A 19,272-nucleotide genomic window follows, 5' to 3' on the forward strand; every position below is an offset into this window, starting at 1 on the left:
GGTTGGGCTACTCGGTTGGGGACGGGGCGGGACGGGTGTTCGGGAGGGCCTCCGGGGTCTTGCCGAGTGGCTCTCCGACCGCGGGCCTGCGCGACCCGAGGAGCGTGGGGGTGACGACGCCGAAGACGTCCTCACGGGCGGTGGCCAGGGCGGACTGCAGCGCGCCGGCGCGGACGGCGTTGCCCTGCACCGAAGCGCAGCCGACGGGCGTGCGCGGCAGGACCAGTTCGTGCAGCTTGTCCTGCACCAGCGCGGCGAAGTTCTCGCCGCCGGCGCGGCTGGTGTCGCCGCAGAGGAGCACGAGCTGCGGGTCGGCGACCGCGACGAGGTTCGCGACGCCGCCGGCGACCCTTCTCGCCAGGTCGTCGAGGAAGGGGTGTCGGTCGCCCGCTTGGGCGACGGCGTCCCACGCGGTTTCGGCGGTGATGCCGTGCGCGGCGGCGAGGCGGCAGACGGCGGGCGAGTCGACCAGGTTGCCGAAGCGGGCGCCGGCCTCGGGCCAGACGTCGCCGGTGTCGACGGTGGCCGGGTCGGGCACGCGCATCCAGTCGATCTCGCCGCCCCCGCCGGTGGCGCCGCGCAGGAGCCGGCGCCCGATGACGACCGCGCCGCCGACGCCTTCGGACAGCCACACCATGACGAAGTCGTCGACGTCCTGGGCCTGCCCGACGCTCATCTCCTCGACGGCGACGAGGTTGACGTCGTTCTCGATCAGGACGTCGACGCCGAGGTCGTCGCTGAGCTTCTGCGGGACGTCGAAGCCGAGCCAGCCGGGGATGTGCGGGGCGGAGGAGAGCAGGCCGGTCCGCGGGTCGAACGCGCCCTGCGCGCCGATCACGACGTGGGCCAGCTGGTCGCGGGTGATCCCGGCTTCCCCGGCGACGTGGCTGAGGGCCTCGCCGAAGGTCCCGACGACGTCGGCGCCCTTGTGGACGGGCAGCGGGATCCGGTACTCGGCGAGCACGATCCCGGCGACGTCGGCGACGACGAAGTCGGCGATGTGCGGGGTGAGGTCCACGGCGGCGACGAAGGCGAGGCTGCCGTTGGCCGCCCAGAGCTGGGCGCGCGGTCCGCGGCCACCGCCTCGCACGCCGGCCTTCATGACGAGGTTGTCCAGCTCGAGGCGGGTGATGAGCTGCGCGGTGGCGGGCTTGGAGAGCCCGATGGCGAGCTCGAGCTCGGCGCGCGTCAACGGGCCCTCACGCAGGAGGACCTCGATGGCGGCGCGATCGTTGATCTCGCGCAGCATCCGCGGGCTACCGGCTCGCACTCGTCCCTCCGGACTTAATTAGGATACTTTACAGACGGTTTCCGGGGACTGTAGTGAGCCGGGGCACAGTCGTCAACGGGCTCCGGAAACGGGCAGGTAACGCTTGGGGCCGCGCTGGGCCACGTGGCGGAAACACCGGTGAACGAGTTCCGCCGGGCGGCTGGGGCGTGGTCAGCGGATTTCCGGTTGCCCACCGGAGGACCCTGGTCTTGTGGACGTCGTCGCGCAACGGGTGCGGACCACCTGGACCAAGCGGTCCCGGGGTGGCCCGGCGGCTTCCGCGCGCAACCGCGTGCCGGTGGTCTTCCCGCTGCCGGAAGGCGTCCGGTTGCACGAGGTGACCATCGACGAGTCGACCGGCTTCACGCCGCAGTCGACGGTGCTTGACACGCTGGACGGAGTCACGCTCCGAGAAGCCGGCGGTTCGCTGGCGGTGCGGGTGGAACTGGCCCCGATGAGCTGGCCGAACCGGGAATGGCGGCCGGAGCCGGTCCGCCTGCGGCCGGGCGAGTGGCTGCGCTGGCAGATCAACTACCGCTTCGGCTCGCTGTGCGAGTGCGGCGCCCAGTGGCACTACCGGCTCGAGACGCTGAACTTGGCCTATGGCACCGTCGCCGGCTTCGCCGGCGAGCCGGCCCACACGGTGATCGAACGAGGTGACCTGCGATGACCCCGCCGGAAGAGATGCTCGGGTGCCCCGTGCCGATCGCGCGGTTCGTCGCGCGGACGGACCTCGCGGTGGTCGCGCTGCAGGACGTCCTCGCCTACCCGGCGGGGTGCGCTTTCACCGTGCACCTGTCCGTCCGGCGCGGCTCCTTGGACGCGGTCACCTGGGAAGGCATCGACGGAAGTCACGCGGGCGGGTTCCCCGGCCCCACCGACACCGGCCTGCAGTTCCGCGTCAGCCAGGGCGCCTTGCTGGAGGTCGGCGGCGGGGCGAGCGGCAGCGACCGGCACTACCGCGGCGACCGGCAGCTGTGGCTGAGCCCGCTGCCGGCCGAGCCGTTCGAGTTCAGCGTCGAGTGGCGGAAGGTCGGCCTCGCCCGCACCACCACGACGCTCGACGGCCGGGCGATCGCCGAGGCGGCGGCGAACGCCCAGCCGTACTGGCCGTGACTACTCCTCCGCGTCCGCCCAAGCCTTGAGCATCACGCGGGCGATGGACGAATTACCCGGCAGGATGATCTCCGCCGCACCGCCCGCGATCGGCGTCGGCCGAGCGCCTTCATTCCGCAGCTGGCTGTTCTCGAACGCCTCGCGCACCTCGGCACGCGAAACCCACAGCGCCTCTTCGATCTCGCCGTCCGCCGGGACCAACGGCAAGGAACGATCAGCCCGGGCCGTGAACCCCAGCATGATCGAGCGCGGGAACGGCCACGGCTGGCTGCCGAGGTAGCGGACGTCCGACACGACCGCCCCCACCTCCTCGCGGATCTCGCGCAGGACGCACGCCTCCAGCGACTCCCCCGCCTCCACGAACCCGGCCAGTACCGAATACCGCCCGGCCGGCCAGATCGGCTGGCGGGCCAGCAGCACGTGGGATCCGTTGACCCCCTCCAGCGAGTGGACCAGGCAGATCACCGCCGGGTCGGTGCGCGGGTACTCTTCGCGGCCGTCGTTCGTGCACTTGCTCGCCCAGCCGAACTGGATCAGCTCCGTCGGATGACCGCAGCGGGTGCAGAACTTGGCCTGGCGACGCCAGTTCCGCAGCGCCTGCGCCGTCGTGAACAGCCCCGCGGACGTGTCGTCCAGCAGGTCTCCGTACCCGCGCAGCTCGACCCAGATCTCGCCGTCGACGCTCGGGACCTCCTCGACGAAGCCCCAGCTGCCCGCCATCTTCACCGTGCCGGCGTCACCCGACGGGCCGCCCGGCAGCGACCAGTAGTCGGTGTCCTCCCACTCGCCGAGGAACACCGCGTCCGGCGGCGGCGAAGCACCGAAGTCGATCGCCTTGCGGAAAGCCAGGACCGACGAGCCCTCGACGACCGGGGTGCGCCCGGTGTCGTCCAGCAGGACGACCCGGGCGTCGGCCCAGCGCGACACCAGTCGCGAAGGGTTGGTGCGCAAGCCCTCCTGGCGGTCCACAGTGGACCGGGACAGGGTGGGCAGGGCACCGAGGGAGAACGGGACGGACATCAGGCCGGCTCGCCCACTACGACGTCGCCGAGGGACAGGAGCTTGCGTTCCAGCACCGCCGCGTCCCCGACGACCACGCCGGTGAACCGCTTGGGGGCGAAGAACTTCAGCGCCGCTTCGGCCACCTCGTCGGCGGTCACCGCCGCCACCCGCGCCGGGTGCTCGTTGAGCCACTCCAACCCCAGCCCGGTCGAGGCCAGCGCCAGCACCTGGCCGGCCAGCCCGGACTGCGACGACGTCGACGTCAGCAGCGAACCGATCGCGTACTGCCGCACCGACTCCAGCTCGTCGCCCGTCGGCGGGACCTGGCCGAGGCGGCCCAGCTCGTAGCGGGTCTCCAGCAGCGCCGGGGCGGTCGCGTCGGTGGCGGTGTCCGCGTCGACGTTGACCACCGCGGTGCCGTCGGTGAACTCGAACCCGGAGTGCGCGGAGTACGTGTACCCCTTGTTCTCGCGGATGTTCTCCACCAGCCGCGACGAGAAATACCCGCCGTAGGCCAGGTTCGCCAGCTGCAGCGCGGCGTAGCCCGGGTCGGTGCGCGGCACGGTCTGTGCGGACAGCCGGATCTGCGACTGCACGGCGCCGGCCCGCGGCACCAGCCGCACGCTCGGCCCGGTCAGCTCCGGCAGCGGCGGCAGCCGGACGGCGGAACGGTCGGACGCCCAGCCGCCGAGCACCTTCTCCAGCTCGCCGATGACAGCGGCCGGGTCGATGTCGCCGACCAGCACCAGCACGGCACCGCGTGCCTGCACGGACGCCTGGTGCAGCGCGCGGACCTGCTCGGGCGTCACGACGGCGACGTCTTCGGCGCGCGGGACCTCGCGCGTGGCGGGGTGGTCGCCGTAGCGGTGCTTCTGCAGCGCTTCCCGCGCGATCGTGCGCGGCTGGGTGCGCGAGACGGCGATCCGCTCGACCAGCCGTTCCTTCTCACGCGCGATCTCGTCGCCCGCGTAGGTCGCGCCGGTGAGGGCGTCGGCGAGGACGTCGAGGAACGTCGGCAGCTCGGCGGCGAGCGCGGAGCCGGTCAGCACCAGGCGTTCCGGGTCGACGCCGACGCCGATGTCGCCGCCGATGAGCGCCAGCTCGGTGTCGATGTCGATGCGGCTGCGGCGCGCGGTGCCGGTCAGGATCGTCTCGGCGAGCACCTCGGACGTCGCCGGGTGCAGCGCGTCGTCGCCCGCGAACGGGATCCACAGCCGCGCCTCGACCATCGGCACAGTCGCCTTGCGCACGGCCAGTACCCGCAGGCCGTTCGAAAGCTCGGTGTCCACATGGGACAGATCGCCGGCGGCGCGCTGCTCGCCCAGCGGGGGCAGCGGGCGCGGCCCCCGCGTGGTGCGGCCGATCTCCTCGGCCGTGCGGTGCGTTGCAGAAGTCACTGCTCGTTGTTCCCTTCCGAAGCGGGCTTGACCACCAGCACGGCGCGCGCGTCCGGGCGCAGCGCCTTCGCCGCGGCCGACACGGCTTCCGAGGTGACGGCGGACATCCGGTCCGCGAGCTTGTACACCAGCGACGCGTCGCCGTAGAGCAGTTCGAACGAGCCGAGCGCGAGCGTCCGCGAAACCAGGCGATCGTGCTCGGAGTGCAGGCTCGCCGTCCAGCGGGCGGTGACCTTGCGCAGCTCCTCCTCGCTCGGCGGGCTGTCGGCGAGCTTCTGCAGCTCGTCGTCCAGCGCCGCGAGCACGCGCTCGCGCGGCACCTCGTGCGGGTGGATCAAGGTGATGGTGAACGTGTCCGGGTCGCGCGCCTCGAACGGGCCGAACAGCCCGGCACCGGCGCCGATGTCGACGACCAGGGGCTCGCGGTGCACCAGCCGCTGCTGCAGGCGGGAGCCGTCGCCGTCGGTCAGCACGCCGGCGAGCACGAGGTAGGCCAGGTAGCCGTCGACGTCGTTGACCGGGTCCGGCATCCGGTAGCCGACGGCGAGCGCGGGCAGCGGGGCGTGCGGGTCGACGTTCTCGCCGCGCAGCTCGGTGGTCGGCAGCGGCTCGGCGAAGGACGGCCGCTGCGGCGCGGGCCGGTGCGGGACGTCGCCGAAGTGCTGCTCGATCAGGTCCTTGGCGTTGGCGATCTCGAAGTCGCCCGCCACGGTGAGCACGGCGTTCGCCGGCGAGTAGTAGGTGTCGAAGAACGCGGCGCAGTCTTCGACCGTGGCGCTCTCGAGGTCCTCGAAGCCGCCGTAACCGTTGTGCGCGTTGGGGAACGTCGAGTACAGGACCGGCGGCAGGGTGATCCACGGGAACCCGCCGTACGGCCGGTTCAGCACGTTGAGCCGGATCTCTTCCTTGACGACGTCGATCTGGTTCGCCAGGTTCTCCGCGGTCAGCTTCGGCGCGCGCATCCGGTCGGCTTCGAGGAACAGCGCGCGCTCCAGCGCGGCGCTCGGCAGCACCTCGAAGTAGTCGGTGTAGTCCGGGTGGGTGGACCCGTTGAAGGTGCCGCCGCTGGACTGCACGTGCCGGAAGTGGGCGAGTTTTTCCAAGCTCTCGCTGCCCTGGAACATCAGGTGCTCGAAGAGGTGCGCGAACCCGGTGCGCCCCTCCGGCTCGGAGCGGAAGCCCACGTCGTAGTGGACACTGACGCCGACCACCGGCGCGGTCGCGTCGGGTGCGAGGACCACGCGCAGACCGTTGTCTAGGGTGTATCGGACGAGCTCGGGATCGGCCATGGCCCCACCCTACGACGGCTCGGCGCCTCCTGGCTTCCCGGCTGGCGGGTGACACCCGGTGTCCGCGGCCGCGGTGGCGAGCAGCCGCCCGCGGCGGGCGCCCGCGAACGTGCCCGCGAGCGCCGTCGCGAAGGATCCGGCCTGGTCAGGGGCTATCTCGCCGTCGTGCCAGTACACCGGCGGAGGGTGGTCGAGGCCGTCGAACGCGGCCACCCACGGGCCTAGTTCGCCCAGAGCTGACGCGTACGGCAGGCCGCGCGAGAACACCAGTTCGCGCTGTGGCTTGTCGAAGTCCTTCGCCCGCATCGCGGCGAGCTGCTCCGCGACGCCGCGGAGCCGGCGCGCGACCTCGGCGCCCGCCCGCCGACGGGCGGGCAGCGCGGCCGAGACGGCGACGGCGGCGGCTCCGGCCAGCGTGAGGATGACGCCGAGCTGGGCGTACCCGGCGGTCAGCGCGAGCAGGATCGTCAGGAACACGCCGTAGCAGACGACCCGGGTCCCGGCCCGCCCGAGCCGCCCGGTCGCGAGCCAGCCGCGGCCGGCGAGATCGGCGTGCAGCGCCACCCGTGGGATCTCGACGTGCCGCTGCCGCAGTTCGGCGAGCGTCACCGATTCCCCCGGAAGGACGGCCTCGAAGACGGCACGTTCGAAGGACGTCAGGTGCTCGTCGGGCGGGTTGCGGCGAGTCAGCGTCGGGCCGTCGCTCACCCAGACGTAGTTGCGGACGGCCAGGTCGAGCACGGTCGCGGCCAGGTCGGCGGGCCCGGCGCGGCCGTGCAGCAGCAATCCGATGTGCCCGGGCAGCACACCCTCCGGGGACGCGAACCCGCCGTTCTTCGCGATCAGCCCGGCCTCGGGCGGGTCGCCGGTGCCACGGCGGCGGGCGAAACCGACGACCGCGGCCGCGGTCAGCAGGAGCGCGGCGAAGCCCACCCAGGCCCAGGCGACCGGCGTCGTGAGGACGAACGCGCCCGCGATCGTCTTGGCCGGGACGAGGACTTCGTTCGCCGGGACGGTGTGCTCGGGCAACTCGACCGTCGCCGTCATCCGGTCGCCCGCCGCGAGGTTCTGCTGGCTGAACCGCGTCAGCCCGGCGTGGTCGATCTGCGCGGCGGCGCACGGGAAGCCGCCGATCGCGCAGTCGACCGCGACCGGGATCTTCGGCGCCGCGAAGGAGGCCCGGATGAACTTCAGGTCGGTGCTCCAGCCGCCGGCCAGCTCCCAGGTGACCCGGTTGCCGGCGACCGCACCGTCCACTGTGTACCGGAAGATCGACGTTCCGGCGGTGAGGTGGACGGTGAACGCGTCCTGGTCCACGTTCGCCGTCCCGCTGCCTTCCAGGACGACGTCGCGGACGCCGTAGACGCGCTCGCGGTGGTGCGGCGCCGCGACCCGCAGCGGGACGCGGCGGTCCATCGTGACGCCGTCGGGCACGGAGATCGCTTCGGCGACCGAGAGCGAGCCATCGCGCTCGACCTTGAGCTGGATCTCGGCGCTCTGCGGCACGGTGGGCAACGGCGGCTGGTCTTGGGCGGGCACGGGCGCCGCCGCCAGGAAGAGGGCCAGCACCGCTCCCGCGAGCACGGTCAGCGGGACGCGCGGGCGGACGCGGTGAGCAGCCCGTCGAGCGCCGTCAGGAACGACGGGAAGTGCGCGCCGAAGCGGCGCAGGTCGTGATCGGACTCCATGCCGCCGTACCAGTACAGCCCGGCCGAGCCGTCCGACGCGGGGTTGAGCGCGGCGAAGGTGCCGAGCCAGCGTTCGGTGTCGCCCAGGACCACCGCGTACGGCAGCGAGCGCGAGAACACCATCTCGCGGTCGGCCGGCGGGATGTCCTCGGCCTTGGCGGTGTGCAGGTAGTCGAGCAGGCCGCGGACCTGGCCGACGAGCACCCGGCCGCGCGCGGTGCGCGACGGCAGCAGCGCGGCCGCCGCGGCGACGGCGAGCCCGGCCAGCGCGACCGCGACGCCGAGCAGCGCGTCGCCGATGGTGAAGGTGAGGACCGCGGTGGCGACCGCGCCGAGCGCGAAGATCCCGGCGCCGAGCCAGGTCAGCCGGCCGCGGGCGGTGTCCGGGCGGCGGGAGAACCAGCGCTTGGTGACGACGTCGGCGTACATCGCGTCGCTGATCTTGCGCAGGTCGAGGCGGCCGCGGGCGCGCAGCTGCGACACCAGGACGGCGTCGGTGCCGGCCGGCAGCAGCGTCTCGTAGACGGCGCGTTCGAAGTCGTGCAGGTGCTCGTCCGGCGGGTTGCGGCGGGCGATCTGCCAGTCCTGTCCCGGTACTTCCGCCAGCCAGAGGTAGTTGCGGACGGCGAGGTCGACGACGGTGGCACTGATGTCGACGACGTCGACGGTCTCGTCGACGACCGTGCCGACCTGGCCGGGCAGGACGCCGTCCGGGCTCGCGAAGAAGACGCGCTCGCCGTCGCGGAGCAGGACCTCGACCGGGCCGGTGGCGGTGGTGAGCGCGCCGGCGTCCTCCTTGCGGCGGCGCTGGACGTAGATCCCGCCGGCGATGAGGAAGACGAGCAGCAGCGCGAAGACGATGCCGGTCAGCGGGGTGAAGGCGAAGGCGGTGGCGAAGAGGCCGACGTCGGCGAACTTCGCGGTGGCCGGGACGGTGTTCGCGGGGAGGCCGACGAGCAGGTCGACGCGGTCGCCGGGCCGGACGTCGTTCTGCTCGAGGCGGACGACCCCGGTGTGGTCGAGCTCGGCGAGGGTGCAGCGCTGGTTCGAGCCGATCGGGCCGGCGAAGCAGTCCACAGGGGACAGTCGTGGCGAGGGCGCCAGGAAGGACGCGGTGAGCTTGGCGAGCGGGGTGTCGAAGCCGCTCGCGACCTGCCACCGGGCTTGCTGGCGGCCGCTCTGGTCGGCGACGGCGCCGTCGACGGTGTAGGTGACGGTGGAGCTGCCGCCGGTGAAGGTGAGGACGAGCTGGTCGCCGGTCAGCTGGCTGGTGGCGGCGCCTTCGGTCTTGATGTCCCGGGCTTCGAAGACGCGGTCCTGGTCGTCCCCGGCCGAGACTTTCAGCGGGACGCGCGAAGTGAGCTGCTTGCCACCGGGGACGGTGACCTTTTCGGTGACTTGGAGGGTGCCGTCGCGGAGGACCTTGAGGGCGACGTCGGCGGTGGCGCCTTCGGGCGGCAGCACGTTTTCGCCGTCGAGCTGCTGGGGCTTCTTGACCTGCTCGGACGGCGCGTCCGGCAGGACGGGCCCGGCGGACGGGCCGGTCTGCGCGGCGGCGGGCCCGGCGGTCAGCACGGCCACGATGGCGACCGCGGCCGCTGTCCCCCATTTGCTCAACACAGCACCACACCCTAGAGCACCCGCTCTATGCTGACGCCCGGAACGGCGAGATCTCCGCAGGTACGCCGCTTCCGACGGGGAAATCGCACGGGGGGTTCCGCTTTCATGACGCAAGGCCCACAGGGTCCTGGCCCACAAGACCCGCGGCGGCCGCTGCCGCCACCGGGGCGGGCGCCATTGCCACCACCGGGGGCCCGGCCGTTGCCGCCGCCTGGGGTTCGGCCGCTCCCTCAGGGACGGCCGGGCCAGGGACCGGGTGGCGCGCCGGGCCAAGGTCCGGGGCAAGGCGCCGGGCCCAGTGGTGCGCCGAACCGAGGCCCCGGCGGGCAGCCGGGGCAGGCACCGCACGGCCCGGCCGGGGCGCCCGGTGGGCCAGGGCAGGCCGGAACCCCGCACGGCCGGCCGAACCAAGCGCCGGGCGGTGCTCCCCAGCAAGGCCCGGGACCCGGTCCGCAAGGACCCACCGGTGCACCCGGGCAGCCGCCGCAGGGCGGGCGACCGCAACAGCCCGCCCAGCCGCCGCAGTTTCCCGGCCAGCCGCCGCGCGGTCCGCAGGGCACTCAGGGCTTTCCCGCCCACGGCCCACCGTCCGCCCCCTACCCGCGCCCCGGCTTCGGCGCGCCCCTGCCGCCGCCGGCTGCGGCCGCTCCGCCCGTCTTCACCCCCACCTACGCCGGCCCACCCCCCGGTGCGCCCTTCGGCCCTCGGTTCGCGCCCGGCTACCGGCCCTACGTCGCGAAGAAGTCGAACACCGGGGTCATCGTCGCCGTCGCGATCATCGGGATCGTCGCCGTGGTCGGGGGGCTCGTCGCGGCCGTCGCGCTGATCGGGGGCAACACGCGGCACGTCGCCGACGCCGGGTACTCCAGCACCTACCCCTCGGACACCTACGAAACCACCTCCGCCGACGAGACCACCTCGACCACGTCGTCCACCGAAGAGACGACCACCAGCCGGACCACCGAGCGCACGACCCGCACGTCCGAGACCCCGCGCGGCCCCCGCTCGGTCGTCGCGACCGGGAACAACCCGCTGTTCGCCAGCGCCGACTACGGCCTGCAGAACGTCTCCTGCTCGCTGAGCCGCTGGGCGACCGACCAGAACAGCGCCACCCGCTTCTTCCAGTCCGGGGTCGCCTGTCTCGACGCGATGTGGTCGCGGATGCTCGGCGGCGTGAACCTGCCGTTCCGGTCGCCGAACCTGTCCGTGCCGCGGTCGCTGTCGGAGTCGTCGACGCCGTGCGGCAGCGGGGGCACCACCACCGGCGTCACACCGTTCTACTGCCCGTCGAACGACACGATCTACATGCCGATGGACCGCATCGAGATCGACGACTGGGGCAACCACCCCGGCCCGTACCTGTCGATCCTGGCCCACGAATACGGCCACCACGTGCAGAACCTGGCCGGCATCTCCGAGGCGTACGGCAGCCAGCGCTACGACGCGGGCGCCGACTCGGCCGTCGGCCTGGAGCTGTCACGCCGGATGGAGCTCGAGGCGCAGTGCTTCTCGGGCATGTTCCTCGGCTCGGCGTCGGTCTCCGGCGGCTCGGTCGACAAGAACATCTACAACGAGGCCTGGAACGCCCAGGACCGCGGCGACGACTACGCCCGCAACGGCAAGCGCGACCACGGCAGCGCCAAGCACAACATCTCCTGGTGGCAGCACGGCGCGACCAAGAACCGCAACCAGCAGTGCAACACGTGGCTCTCGGCGTCCGGAGACGTCTCCTAGCGCCCCAATGTGGCCTTGGTTGCGTTCAACGCACCCAAGGCGGCCTTCGGTGCGTTGGACGCACCGAAGGCCGCATTGGGGCGCTGGAGAAACCGGGTCAGCTCGGTGGGGTGAACGGGTTTTCGGCGGCGGGAGGTGCCGGGGTTCCGGACGGCGGGGTCGGCGCGTCCCCCTCAGCAGGTCCGGACCCGGCTGACCAGGGCGAAGGCTGCGCGGCCGCGTACGCCTGGCCGCCGGTGGACATGGCACTGGCCGAGTACCCCGCCCGATCCGGCACCGGCTCTGGGGGAAGGTGCCCGCGCGCCGCCGCGACCTGCGCCGCATAAGTCCGGACCGCGCGGGCGTGGTCGCGGTTCCGCCGTTCCGCCAGCACCGCCGCCAGGAACGCCCACGGTGGCACCCCGGGCGGCACCGGCGTCCCCAGCGCGTTGCCCACCTGCTGCGCGAGCTTCCACCCCAGCGCGTGCGACGCTTCCGGTGCCAGCTGGCCGAACCGCGCCAGGAACTGGCGGCTCGCCAGGGCGAGGTCGTCCGGGAGCCGCGTCAGGTCGAGCTGGGCCGCCCAGCCCTCGAGGCCCGGGGGCATGCCGATCGCCGGGAACCCCGAGCTCTCCGGCGCGCGGTCGCGGACCACCAGCGTCCCGGCGAGGAAGTCGCCGACGCGGCGGCCGTCGGACGAGCACAGCGACACGATCACCGCCACTGCCCCGAACACGCCGAGCGCCCAGAAGTCGATGACGAACCCGGCGAGCGCGCGGGTCAGGGCGTGGCGGAAGCGGATCGGGCCGCCGTCGACGCGCACCACGCGCAGCCCGACCGCCATCTTGCCCAGCGAACGGCCGCGCGAGAGCGTCTCGAACAGCACCGGGTAGCCGACCATGATCAGCACCAGGAACACCAGGATGAGGGTCAGCGCGAGCGATTCGTCCTCGCCCGGCACGGTGAGCATGAGCACGAAGAACGCGCCCAGCAGCAGCGCGAACTGCACGAGGACGTCCAGCACCATCGCCAGCGCGCGGCTGGCGAGCTTGGCGACGCGCAGGTCCAGGACGACCGCTTCGCCGGTGACCAGCTCGGATTCCTCGTGCACGCGACCCAGCGTAGCGACGGATAGGCTGGCCCCGTGGATGTGGACGTCTTCGTCGCGACGCACTCGGCGGAGTGGAACCGGCTCGGCGAGCTGACCCACCGCGGCGGCAAGCTGACGGGGGCGGAAGCCGACGAACTGGTGACGCTCTACCAGCGGACCGCGACACACCTGTCGATCGTCCGCTCGGTCGCGCCCGACCCGGCCCTGGTGAGCCGGCTGTCCGGGCTGGTCGCGCGGGGCCGGAGCGCGATCTCCGGGTCGCACAGCCCCGCGTGGCGCGAGGTCACCCTGTTCTTCACGCGCCGCTTCCCCGCCGCCGTGTACCTCTCGCGGCGCTGGTGGATCCCGGCCGCGCTGGTGTCGATCGCGGTGATGGCGGTGATCGCCGTCTGGGTCGCGGGCGACCCGCACGTGCGGGCGTCGATCGCGTCGCCCGACGAGCTCAACCAGCTGACCAAGCCCGGCGGCGAGGCGGAAAGCTACTACTCGACGGGCCCGGCGACGTCGTTCGCGGCACGCGTGTGGACGAACAACGCCTGGGTGGCGGCGACGTGCCTGTTCCTCGGCATCGCGCTGGGCCTGCCGGTGATCGGCGCGCTGTGGATGAACTCGCTCAACGCGGGCCTGATCATCGGCGCGATGAGCGCGGCCGGCCGCGGCGACGTGATGATCGGTCTCCTGCTCCCCCACGGCCTCCTGGAGCTGACGGCGGTGTTCATCGCGGCGGGCACCGGGCTGAAACTCGGCTGGACGGTGGTCGACCCGGGCCGCCGTTCCCGGACGGCCGCGCTCGCCGAACAGGGCCGCTCGGTGGTCGTGATGGCGCTCGGGCTGGCGTGCGTGCTGTTCGTGTCCGGGCTGATCGAGGCGTTCGTGACCCCGTCGGGCTGGCCGACGTGGGTCCGCGTGGGCATCGGCATCGCGGTCGAAGTGGCTTTCCTGGTGTACGTCTTCACGCTCGGCCGGCGAGCGGCGAAGGAAGGCGAAGTGGGCGACCTCGACGCGCGCGACGCCGGGGACGCCCTGCCCGAGTCAGCATAGGCACGAGCCCTCGAAGGCGATCGACGATCCGTCCTCCAGCCCCGCCGTTCCCACGAACCGGGCCTCGAACTCGCCCACCTCGGTCAACACCAGCTTCGGGCTCGCGGCCGAACCGTCCGCTCCCGTCTTGACGGACACCGTTTCGCCGCCCCCTTCGAAAGCCAGGGAGTTCTTCGGACGAGCGGCCCGGACGAAGAACGTCACCGGCACATCAGCCGCCGGCTGGCCGTTTTCGCCGATCACCCGGACCACGAATGGCGCGCCCGGGTCCTTCGTCGCCAAGCGCTGGCCGTTGCCGGACAGGATCGCCAGTGTCCGGCCGCCCGCCGCCCACGTGTTCGCGATTCCCGTCAGGGAACAGACTTCCTGGTACAGCCGGGCTCCCACCGCCGCGCCTTCCGCGGTCAAACACCTTGCCGTGGCGACGTTGGCGATCTCCACCAACCCCGGCAGTCCCGCCACGCGCCGCCACGCCTGGTGCTTGTCCGCCGCGTCGCAGGCCGCCATTTTCACCGCCACCCCGTCGACCGGGCTCGCCGCCGCCAGGCACTGTCCACTCTGGACATTCGTGAAGTGCTGCGAAGCGTACGTCCACTTCGCGCCCGCGTCCCCCGCGTCGGCCAGCACCGGCTTGCCGTCGACCACCGCGAGCGAGAGCTTGCCGCCGCCGTCGGCCAGGTACACCGGCGCACCGTCCGCCAACGCCGGTGCCGAAACGATCGCCAGGGCCGCGGCCATGAGCATCCACATGCTTCGGGCTTAACAGGCCGAACGGACGTTCACCACCGCAGCCACCCGTTAGAGGCGGCCCGCGGCCTTCAGCGCCAGGTACCGATCCGCCAACGCCGGCGGCAGCTCCTCCGGCACCGCGTCCACCACGCTGACCCCGTGCCGGGCCAGGCGTTCGGTCACCCGCTGCCGCTCCGCCATCGTCCGCGACGCCGCCGCCGCGTCGTACACGGCCTCCGCGTCACCCCGGCCGGCGAGCATCTCCGCCACCCGCGGGTCCGCCACCGACGCCACGATCAGCTCGTGCCGCGCGGTCAGCGAGCTCAGCACCGGGAACAGCCCCTCCTCCAGCGGCGCCGCGTCCAGCCCGGTCAGCAACACCACCAGCGAACGACGGCGGGTGCGCTGGAGCACCTCCGCGACCATCCCCCGCGCGTCCGTCTCCACGAGTGACGGCTCGATCGGCGCCATCGCGTTCACCAACGAGGTCAGCAGAGAAGCCCCCGAAGAACCCTGCACCGCGGCCCGCAGCCGGCGGTCGTACGCCAGCAGGTCGACGCGGTCGCCGGCCCGGGAAGCCAGCACGGCCAGCAGCAACGCCGCGTCCATCACCGCGTCGAGACGCGGGGCGTCGCCGACCCGGCCCGCCGACACGCGGCCGGTGTCGAGCACCAGCACCACGTGCCGGTCGCGCTCCGGGCGCCACGTCCGGACCATCACGTCCGCCGCCCGCGCCGTCGCGCGCCAGTCGATCGAGCGGACGTCGTCGCCGATCACGTACTCGCGCAGCGAGTCGAACTCCGTGCCCTGGCCGCGGATCAGCACCGCGCTGCGGCCGTCGAGCTGCTGCAGCCGCGCGAGCCGCGACGGCAGGTGCTTGCGGCTGTGGAACGGCGGCAGCACGCGGACCGTCCACGGCACCTCGTGCGAACCCTGCCGCGCGGCCAGGCCCAAGGGCCCCACCGACCGGACCGTCACCCGCGCCGCCGTCCGGTCACCGCGCCGTGATGGCCGCAAAGAAGTCACCAGCGCCCGGCGCTCCCCCGCCGGAACGCGCAGGACGTGCCGGTCGTCAGCGCCCGCCGAAGGCGGCCACGCGTCGCGCAGCTGCCCGCGGACCGCACGGCCACCGGGGTTCGCGACGACCAGCGTCACCTCGCACGGCTCGCCGAGCCGCACCGACGTGTCGCCGGACCGCTGAAAAGCCAGCGGCCGCACGCCCCCGGCCAGCACCAGGTCGGCGACCACGAGCAGCAGGAGCACCCCGCCGACGGCCAGGATCCCGGTCGTCGACGGCAGGAGCAGCCCGACCACCAGCGCGCCGAACAGCGCCAGCAGCCCGAGCCTTCCGGTGACGGCCATGTCAGCGCGGCACGGGCACGGACGCGAGCACGCGGTCGAGCACGCCGTCCGCGGTGACGCCCTCCAGTTCGGCCTCCGGCCGCACGTCGAGGCGGTGCCGCAGCGCGGGCCGCGCCAGCGCCTTGACGTCGTCGGGGGTCGCGTAGTCACGGCCGGCGAGCCACGCCCAGGCCCGCGTGACCGCGAGCAACGCCGTGGCACCACGCGGGGAAACGCCGATGCGCACCGACGGCAGCTGCCGCGTCGCCCGGCACAGGTCGACGACGTACCCGATCACCTCGGGCCCGATCGTCACCTTCGCGACGGCTTCCCGCGCGGCCGCCAGCTCCGAAGCGCCCGCGACCGCCTTGAGCCCCGCCGCCGCGAGGTTGCGCGGGTCGAAGCCCTGCGCGTGCCGCCAGAGGATGCCGATCTCGTCCTCGCGCGACGGCGTGGGCATGGTCAGCTTCAGCAGGAACCGGTCCAGCTGCGCTTCCGGCAGCGGGTAGGTGCCCTCGTACTCCACCGGGTTCTGGGTGGCGATCACGATGAACGGGTCGGGCAGCGGCCGCGACTTGCCGTCGAGCGAAACCTGCCGCTCCTCCATCGCCTCCAGCAGCGACGACTGCGTCTTCGGCGGCGTCCGGTTGATCTCGTCGGCGAGCAGCAGGTTCGTGAACACCGGGCCCTCGCGGAAGGAGAACTCGCCGCTGTGCGCGTCGTAGACGATCGAGCCGGTGACGTCGCCGGGCATCAGGTCCGGCGTGAACTGCACGCGCGTGGTCTCCAGGCTCAACGACGCCGCCAGCGCCCGCACGAGCAGCGTCTTCGCCACGCCCGGGACGCCTTCGAGCAGCACGTGCCCCCGGCAGAGCAGCGCCAGGATCAGCCCGGTGACCGCGGCGTCGTTGCCGACGACGGCCTTGCCGACCTCGGCGCGCAGCGCGATCAGCGCGTCACGGGCCCCGGTCGCGTTTTCGGTACCGCTGCTCAAGTTCGCCCCACCTCTCGTTCCACCCTGTCCAGTTCGCCGGCCAGCCGGACCAGCGCGGGGTCGTCCGGCGCCGGCGGGCCGTAGAGCACCGCGCCGACGTCGTTGGCCGGCCGCCCGGTGCGCGCGCCGACGGCGGTCACCAGCGCCGCCGCGTCCGCGTCGCGCGGCAGGCCCAGCACGGTCCGCAGCCGGGTCCGCGCCGCCTCCCGCAGCGTCTCGCCCGCGTGTCCCGCGGCCTTCGCCCGCCGGTACAGGCGGGCGCGTCCTTCGGCGGTTTCGGCCGCGCGCACGACGATCGGCAGCGGCTCGGTGACCACCGGGCCGAGCCGGCGCGCCCGCCACAGCGCCAGCAGCGCCACGGCGATGAACGCCTGCGCGGCACCGTAGTACCAGCCGTCCGGGATCAGCTCGAAGATCGACTTGCGGGTGTCGTCCAGCGCCGGGTCCGTGGTGGACGGCAGGTACCAGACGAGCTTCGGGTGCGCCCCGAGCAGGTGCAGCCCCAGCGCCGCGTTGCCCTGGTCGGCGAGCCGCGCGTTGGTCAGCGGCGCCGAGGAGCCGAGGAGCGTCGTCGTGCCGCCCGAGTCGGCGAGCTGCAGCAGCGTGCCGCCGCCGTCTTCGCCGGGGTAGCACGAACGCGCGCCGGGCGAGGAGTAGCCGATGCCGCCGAGGGTGACGTCGCCGGCCGCGACCGCCGCGGCGACCGTGCACTGCGGGCTCAGGGTGCCGAGGTCGCTCTGGCCGACCGGCTGCACCAGCGGCAGCGAGTCGTGCAACGTCGGCGCTCCCGGCGTCACGAGGACGACGTCCGCGGCGTGCTGCCGCAGCGCGTCGAGCCGCTTCGCCGGGACGAGGTCCGGCTGGGTGACCAGCAGCGTCGCGTCTTCGTCGATCGCGTCGTCCGCTTCGTCGGCGGTGTGCGCCGTCCGGACGTCGACGCCTTGGTCCCGCAGCAGCTGCGCGAGCGCGTGCGCGCCGCCGGGTTCGTACGAGCCGGGCTCCAGCGCGCCGTGCGTCTGTTCGCCGCGGCCGAGCAGGAGCAGGGCGCCGGCGGCGAAGATCAGCGCGACCAGGGCGAGCGGAATCCGTGCGCCGCGCCAGACCCGGCGCACGTCCGGCGAAACGGAAGAAGTGCTCACGAGGCCGCCATGGCGACCGGCTTTTCCCGGCGGCAACGTTCGTCCAGCTCGGTCAGCGTGCGGTAGGCCGCTTCGGTGCCTTCGCGGCCGCCGTAGTGGACGTCGTCGAAGAGGCGGGCGCCCTCGCGCAGCTCCGCGGCGACGTTCGGCAGCAGCACCCCGGCCTCGGCGGCGGCCTCGTCCGCGGTCCGGCCGGAGCGGACGTCGAGCAGCGCGCGTTCCTCCAGCGCCCGCACGACGGCCCGGAAGCGGTCACGGACGGCGTCGCCGTACCGCCCGCCCGCGGCGGCTTCGGCGGCCGAGCGGCGGTAGTCGTCGGCGCTCTGCCGCTTCCCGCCGAAGACCGTCCGGCCGGCCCGGGACGCGCGGGCGATCTTGCCGGTGCGCAGCCGGATCACGACGACGAGCACGATCAGCAGCACGAGGACCAGCAGGACGCCCCAGATCCCGCCCGGGACCACCGACGACACGCCGTTCAGCAGCTTTTCGAGCTGTTCGCCGAGCCACTGCCCGATCTGCTGCAGGAAGTTCGGTTTGGCGTCCCGGTACTTCGGGTCGGTCAGCTCCTCCGCCGCCGCGCGCCGCGCAGTGTCCCGGTCGATGTCGACCGGGACGTCGGTGAGCAGCAGCGTCACCATGCCTGCGGCGGCTGCACCCCGGCCGCGCGGGCCAGCTCGATGTCCATGCCCTCGCGGCGCATCCGCTGGTCGAGGTAGACGATCACGGTGACCAGCGTGACGAACGGGATCGCGATGGTGCCGGAGACGATCTGCCCGGCCGACTGCAGCAGCAGGTCACCGGTGCTGGGCAGCGACACCTTGCCCGGGTTGAGCACCTGGTCGAAGACGCCGGTGCCGAGGGCGAACGGCAGCTGGATGATGTTCTCGAAGAGCGACTGGATGACCCGCGCCAGCAGCAGGATGCCCAGCACCCGCCAGAACGCGCCGCTGACCAGCTTGATCGACCGGGCGAACGCCTGGCGGAACGTCCCGCGCTCGAGCACGAGCGCCGGCACGGCCAGCGCCCAGAACACCCAGGCCAGCACCCCCGGGATGATGCAGAGCATCAGACCGATCGTCGTGATCAGCCCGTACACGAACGAGACGCCGAGCAGCGGCAGCAGCCGCGGCTGCAGCTCACGCCACGCGATGCCGAAGGTGACCTCGCGGCCCAGCGCGGCCCGGCCCATCACCGTGGCCATCAGGCCGGTGGTGACCGCCAGCAGCATGGTCGAGATCAGCAGCGTCGGGATCAGCACGAGGAAGAGCTCGCCGAAGGTGCCGAACACGGCGCTTTGCAGCTCTTCTTCGGTCGCGCCCGGGCCGAGGGTCGCCGTCGAGGCGAAGTTCTCGAAGTCCGCGAGCACGTACTTCTGCACGAGGAACGTGATCCCGGCGGTGATCACCGCCATCACCGCGCCGATGCCGAGGATCAGCAGCGGGTGCCGGCGGATCGCGGTGATCGCGCCGTCGAGGATGTCGCCGATGTTGAGCGGCCGCAGCGCGATCACGCCGGGCTTGCCGAGCCCGTGCGGGCTCCAAGGCTGCTGCTGGTACTGCTGCTGCCCGCCGGAGTACGGCGGGAGCGCGTCCGGCTGCCAGCCGGGTCCGCGCTGCCAGCCCGGGGGCGGTGTCGCCGGTCCCGGGGTCGCCTGCGCGTCCGGTGGCTGCCACCCGCGCGGCGGCGTCGCCGGTGACGCGGAGTGGTCTTCGGCCGGCTTCGAATCACCCGTTCCGGGGGCGGGAATCTGCGGGACGCCCTGGCTGGGAGTCGGCGTGTCGTCGCCCTGGCCGCCGGGCGCGCCACCGGTGTCTGTCATCGA

Annotated in this window: 17 protein-coding genes; 4 read left to right on the forward strand and 13 right to left on the reverse strand. The window is 73.1% G+C overall.

Annotation, left to right across the window (positions count from 1 at the left end):
- Window positions 1–7 precede the first annotated feature (7 nt).
- Entirely contained in the window at window positions 8–1,249 is a 1,242-nt protein-coding gene (locus tag AB0C38_RS32035; protein WP_360680828.1) for an ROK family transcriptional regulator, read from the reverse strand.
- A gap of 232 nt (window positions 1,250–1,481) precedes the next feature.
- Between AB0C38_RS32035 and AB0C38_RS32040 the strand changes: the two genes are divergently transcribed.
- Both AB0C38_RS32040 and AB0C38_RS32045 read left to right on the forward strand, forming a co-directional pair.
- Window positions 1,482–1,940 (forward strand): hypothetical protein, encoded by a 459-nt coding sequence (locus AB0C38_RS32040; protein WP_360680750.1) that lies wholly within the window; start codon window positions 1,482–1,484, stop codon window positions 1,938–1,940.
- On the forward strand, window positions 1,937–2,386 hold the full coding sequence (locus AB0C38_RS32045; RefSeq protein ID WP_360680753.1) for a hypothetical protein: 450 nt from the start codon (window positions 1,937–1,939) through the stop codon (window positions 2,384–2,386). Before AB0C38_RS32040 ends, AB0C38_RS32045 begins: the two co-directional genes overlap by 4 nt.
- On the opposite strand, the gene nudC is transcribed toward AB0C38_RS32045, so the two are convergent.
- From nudC to AB0C38_RS32070, 5 genes are read right to left on the reverse strand one after another with little or no spacing between them, the layout of a single operon-like run.
- The gene (gene nudC, locus AB0C38_RS32050; protein WP_360680755.1) at window positions 2,387–3,406 is read right to left on the reverse strand and encodes an NAD(+) diphosphatase; all 1,020 of its coding nucleotides are present in this window, start codon (window positions 3,404–3,406) and stop codon (window positions 2,387–2,389) included. It lies immediately after the preceding gene.
- Window positions 3,406–4,785, reverse strand: a complete 1,380-nt coding sequence (locus AB0C38_RS32055; protein ID WP_360680757.1) for a pitrilysin family protein — start codon at window positions 4,783–4,785, stop codon at window positions 3,406–3,408. Before AB0C38_RS32055 ends, nudC begins: the two co-directional genes overlap by 1 nt.
- Window positions 4,782–6,074 (reverse strand): pitrilysin family protein, encoded by a 1,293-nt coding sequence (locus tag AB0C38_RS32060; RefSeq protein WP_360680759.1) that lies wholly within the window; start codon window positions 6,072–6,074, stop codon window positions 4,782–4,784. The genes AB0C38_RS32055 and AB0C38_RS32060 overlap by 4 nt, the downstream gene beginning before the upstream one ends.
- A 9-nt stretch (window positions 6,075–6,083) precedes the next feature.
- Window positions 6,084–7,643, reverse strand: a complete 1,560-nt coding sequence (locus tag AB0C38_RS32065) for a DUF2207 domain-containing protein (RefSeq protein WP_360680760.1) — start codon at window positions 7,641–7,643, stop codon at window positions 6,084–6,086.
- Between the two features lie 17 nt (window positions 7,644–7,660).
- A complete protein-coding gene (locus tag AB0C38_RS32070) occupies window positions 7,661–9,382 on the reverse strand; it encodes a DUF2207 domain-containing protein (RefSeq protein WP_360680762.1) in 1,722 nt (573 codons plus the stop codon).
- A gap of 792 nt (window positions 9,383–10,174) precedes the next feature.
- Here AB0C38_RS32070 and AB0C38_RS32075 point away from each other — a divergent pair.
- Window positions 10,175–11,116 (forward strand): neutral zinc metallopeptidase, encoded by a 942-nt coding sequence (locus AB0C38_RS32075; RefSeq protein ID WP_360680764.1) that lies wholly within the window; start codon window positions 10,175–10,177, stop codon window positions 11,114–11,116.
- A 97-nt stretch (window positions 11,117–11,213) separates the two neighbouring features.
- On the opposite strand, the gene AB0C38_RS32080 is transcribed toward AB0C38_RS32075, so the two are convergent.
- Entirely contained in the window at window positions 11,214–12,206 is a 993-nt protein-coding gene (locus AB0C38_RS32080) for an RDD family protein (RefSeq protein WP_360680766.1), read from the reverse strand.
- Window positions 12,207–12,239: 33 nt separating this feature from the next.
- Here AB0C38_RS32080 and AB0C38_RS32085 point away from each other — a divergent pair, with 33 nt between their 5' ends.
- Entirely contained in the window at window positions 12,240–13,247 is a 1,008-nt protein-coding gene (locus tag AB0C38_RS32085) for a stage II sporulation protein M (RefSeq protein WP_360680768.1), read from the forward strand.
- Here the strand turns inward: AB0C38_RS32085 and AB0C38_RS32090 are convergent.
- The 6 genes from AB0C38_RS32090 to AB0C38_RS32115 are packed head-to-tail and all read right to left on the reverse strand — an operon-like array spanning window position 13,239 to window position 19,269.
- Window positions 13,239–13,997, reverse strand: coding sequence for a hypothetical protein (locus AB0C38_RS32090; RefSeq protein WP_360680770.1), 759 nt, complete (start codon window positions 13,995–13,997; stop codon window positions 13,239–13,241). The genes AB0C38_RS32085 and AB0C38_RS32090 overlap by 9 nt on opposite strands.
- A gap of 48 nt (window positions 13,998–14,045) precedes the next feature.
- Complete coding sequence (locus tag AB0C38_RS32095; RefSeq protein ID WP_360680772.1) at window positions 14,046–15,338, reverse strand: DUF58 domain-containing protein; 1,293 nt, start codon at window positions 15,336–15,338, stop codon at window positions 14,046–14,048.
- Window position 15,339: 1 nt separating this feature from the next.
- Window positions 15,340–16,311, reverse strand: coding sequence for a MoxR family ATPase (locus AB0C38_RS32100; RefSeq protein ID WP_360680774.1), 972 nt, complete (start codon window positions 16,309–16,311; stop codon window positions 15,340–15,342).
- Window positions 16,308–17,450: a DUF4350 domain-containing protein gene (locus AB0C38_RS32105; protein ID WP_360680775.1), complete on the reverse strand. Its 1,143-nt coding sequence runs from the start codon at window positions 17,448–17,450 to the stop codon at window positions 16,308–16,310. Before AB0C38_RS32105 ends, AB0C38_RS32100 begins: the two co-directional genes overlap by 4 nt.
- Entirely contained in the window at window positions 17,447–18,088 is a 642-nt protein-coding gene (locus tag AB0C38_RS32110; RefSeq protein WP_360680777.1) for a DUF4129 domain-containing protein, read from the reverse strand. Before AB0C38_RS32110 ends, AB0C38_RS32105 begins: the two co-directional genes overlap by 4 nt.
- Window positions 18,082–19,269, reverse strand: a complete 1,188-nt coding sequence (locus tag AB0C38_RS32115; RefSeq protein ID WP_360680779.1) for a hypothetical protein — start codon at window positions 19,267–19,269, stop codon at window positions 18,082–18,084. The genes AB0C38_RS32110 and AB0C38_RS32115 overlap by 7 nt, the downstream gene beginning before the upstream one ends.
- Window positions 19,270–19,272 lie beyond the last annotated feature (3 nt).

The organism is Amycolatopsis sp. NPDC048633 (assembly GCF_040650695.1).
GTDB lineage: Bacteria > Actinomycetota > Actinomycetes > Mycobacteriales > Pseudonocardiaceae > Amycolatopsis.

Coding starts and splice junctions, on each gene's coding strand:
- AB0C38_RS32035 (WP_360680828.1), bottom strand. CDS start 1,249: ATGCTGCGCGAGATCAACGATCGCGCCGCCATCGAGGTCCTCCTGCGT.
- AB0C38_RS32045 (WP_360680753.1), top strand. CDS start 1,937: ATGACCCCGCCGGAAGAGATGCTCGGGTGCCCCGTGCCGATCGCGCGG.
- nudC (WP_360680755.1), bottom strand. CDS start 3,406: ATGTCCGTCCCGTTCTCCCTCGGTGCCCTGCCCACCCTGTCCCGGTCC.
- AB0C38_RS32060 (WP_360680759.1), bottom strand. CDS start 6,074: ATGGCCGATCCCGAGCTCGTCCGATACACCCTAGACAACGGTCTGCGC.
- AB0C38_RS32090 (WP_360680770.1), bottom strand. CDS start 13,997: ATGTGGATGCTCATGGCCGCGGCCCTGGCGATCGTTTCGGCACCGGCG.
- AB0C38_RS32095 (WP_360680772.1), bottom strand. CDS start 15,338: ATGGCCGTCACCGGAAGGCTCGGGCTGCTGGCGCTGTTCGGCGCGCTG.
- AB0C38_RS32110 (WP_360680777.1), bottom strand. CDS start 18,088: ATGGTGACGCTGCTGCTCACCGACGTCCCGGTCGACATCGACCGGGAC.
- AB0C38_RS32115 (WP_360680779.1), bottom strand. CDS start 19,269: ATGACAGACACCGGTGGCGCGCCCGGCGGCCAGGGCGACGACACGCCG.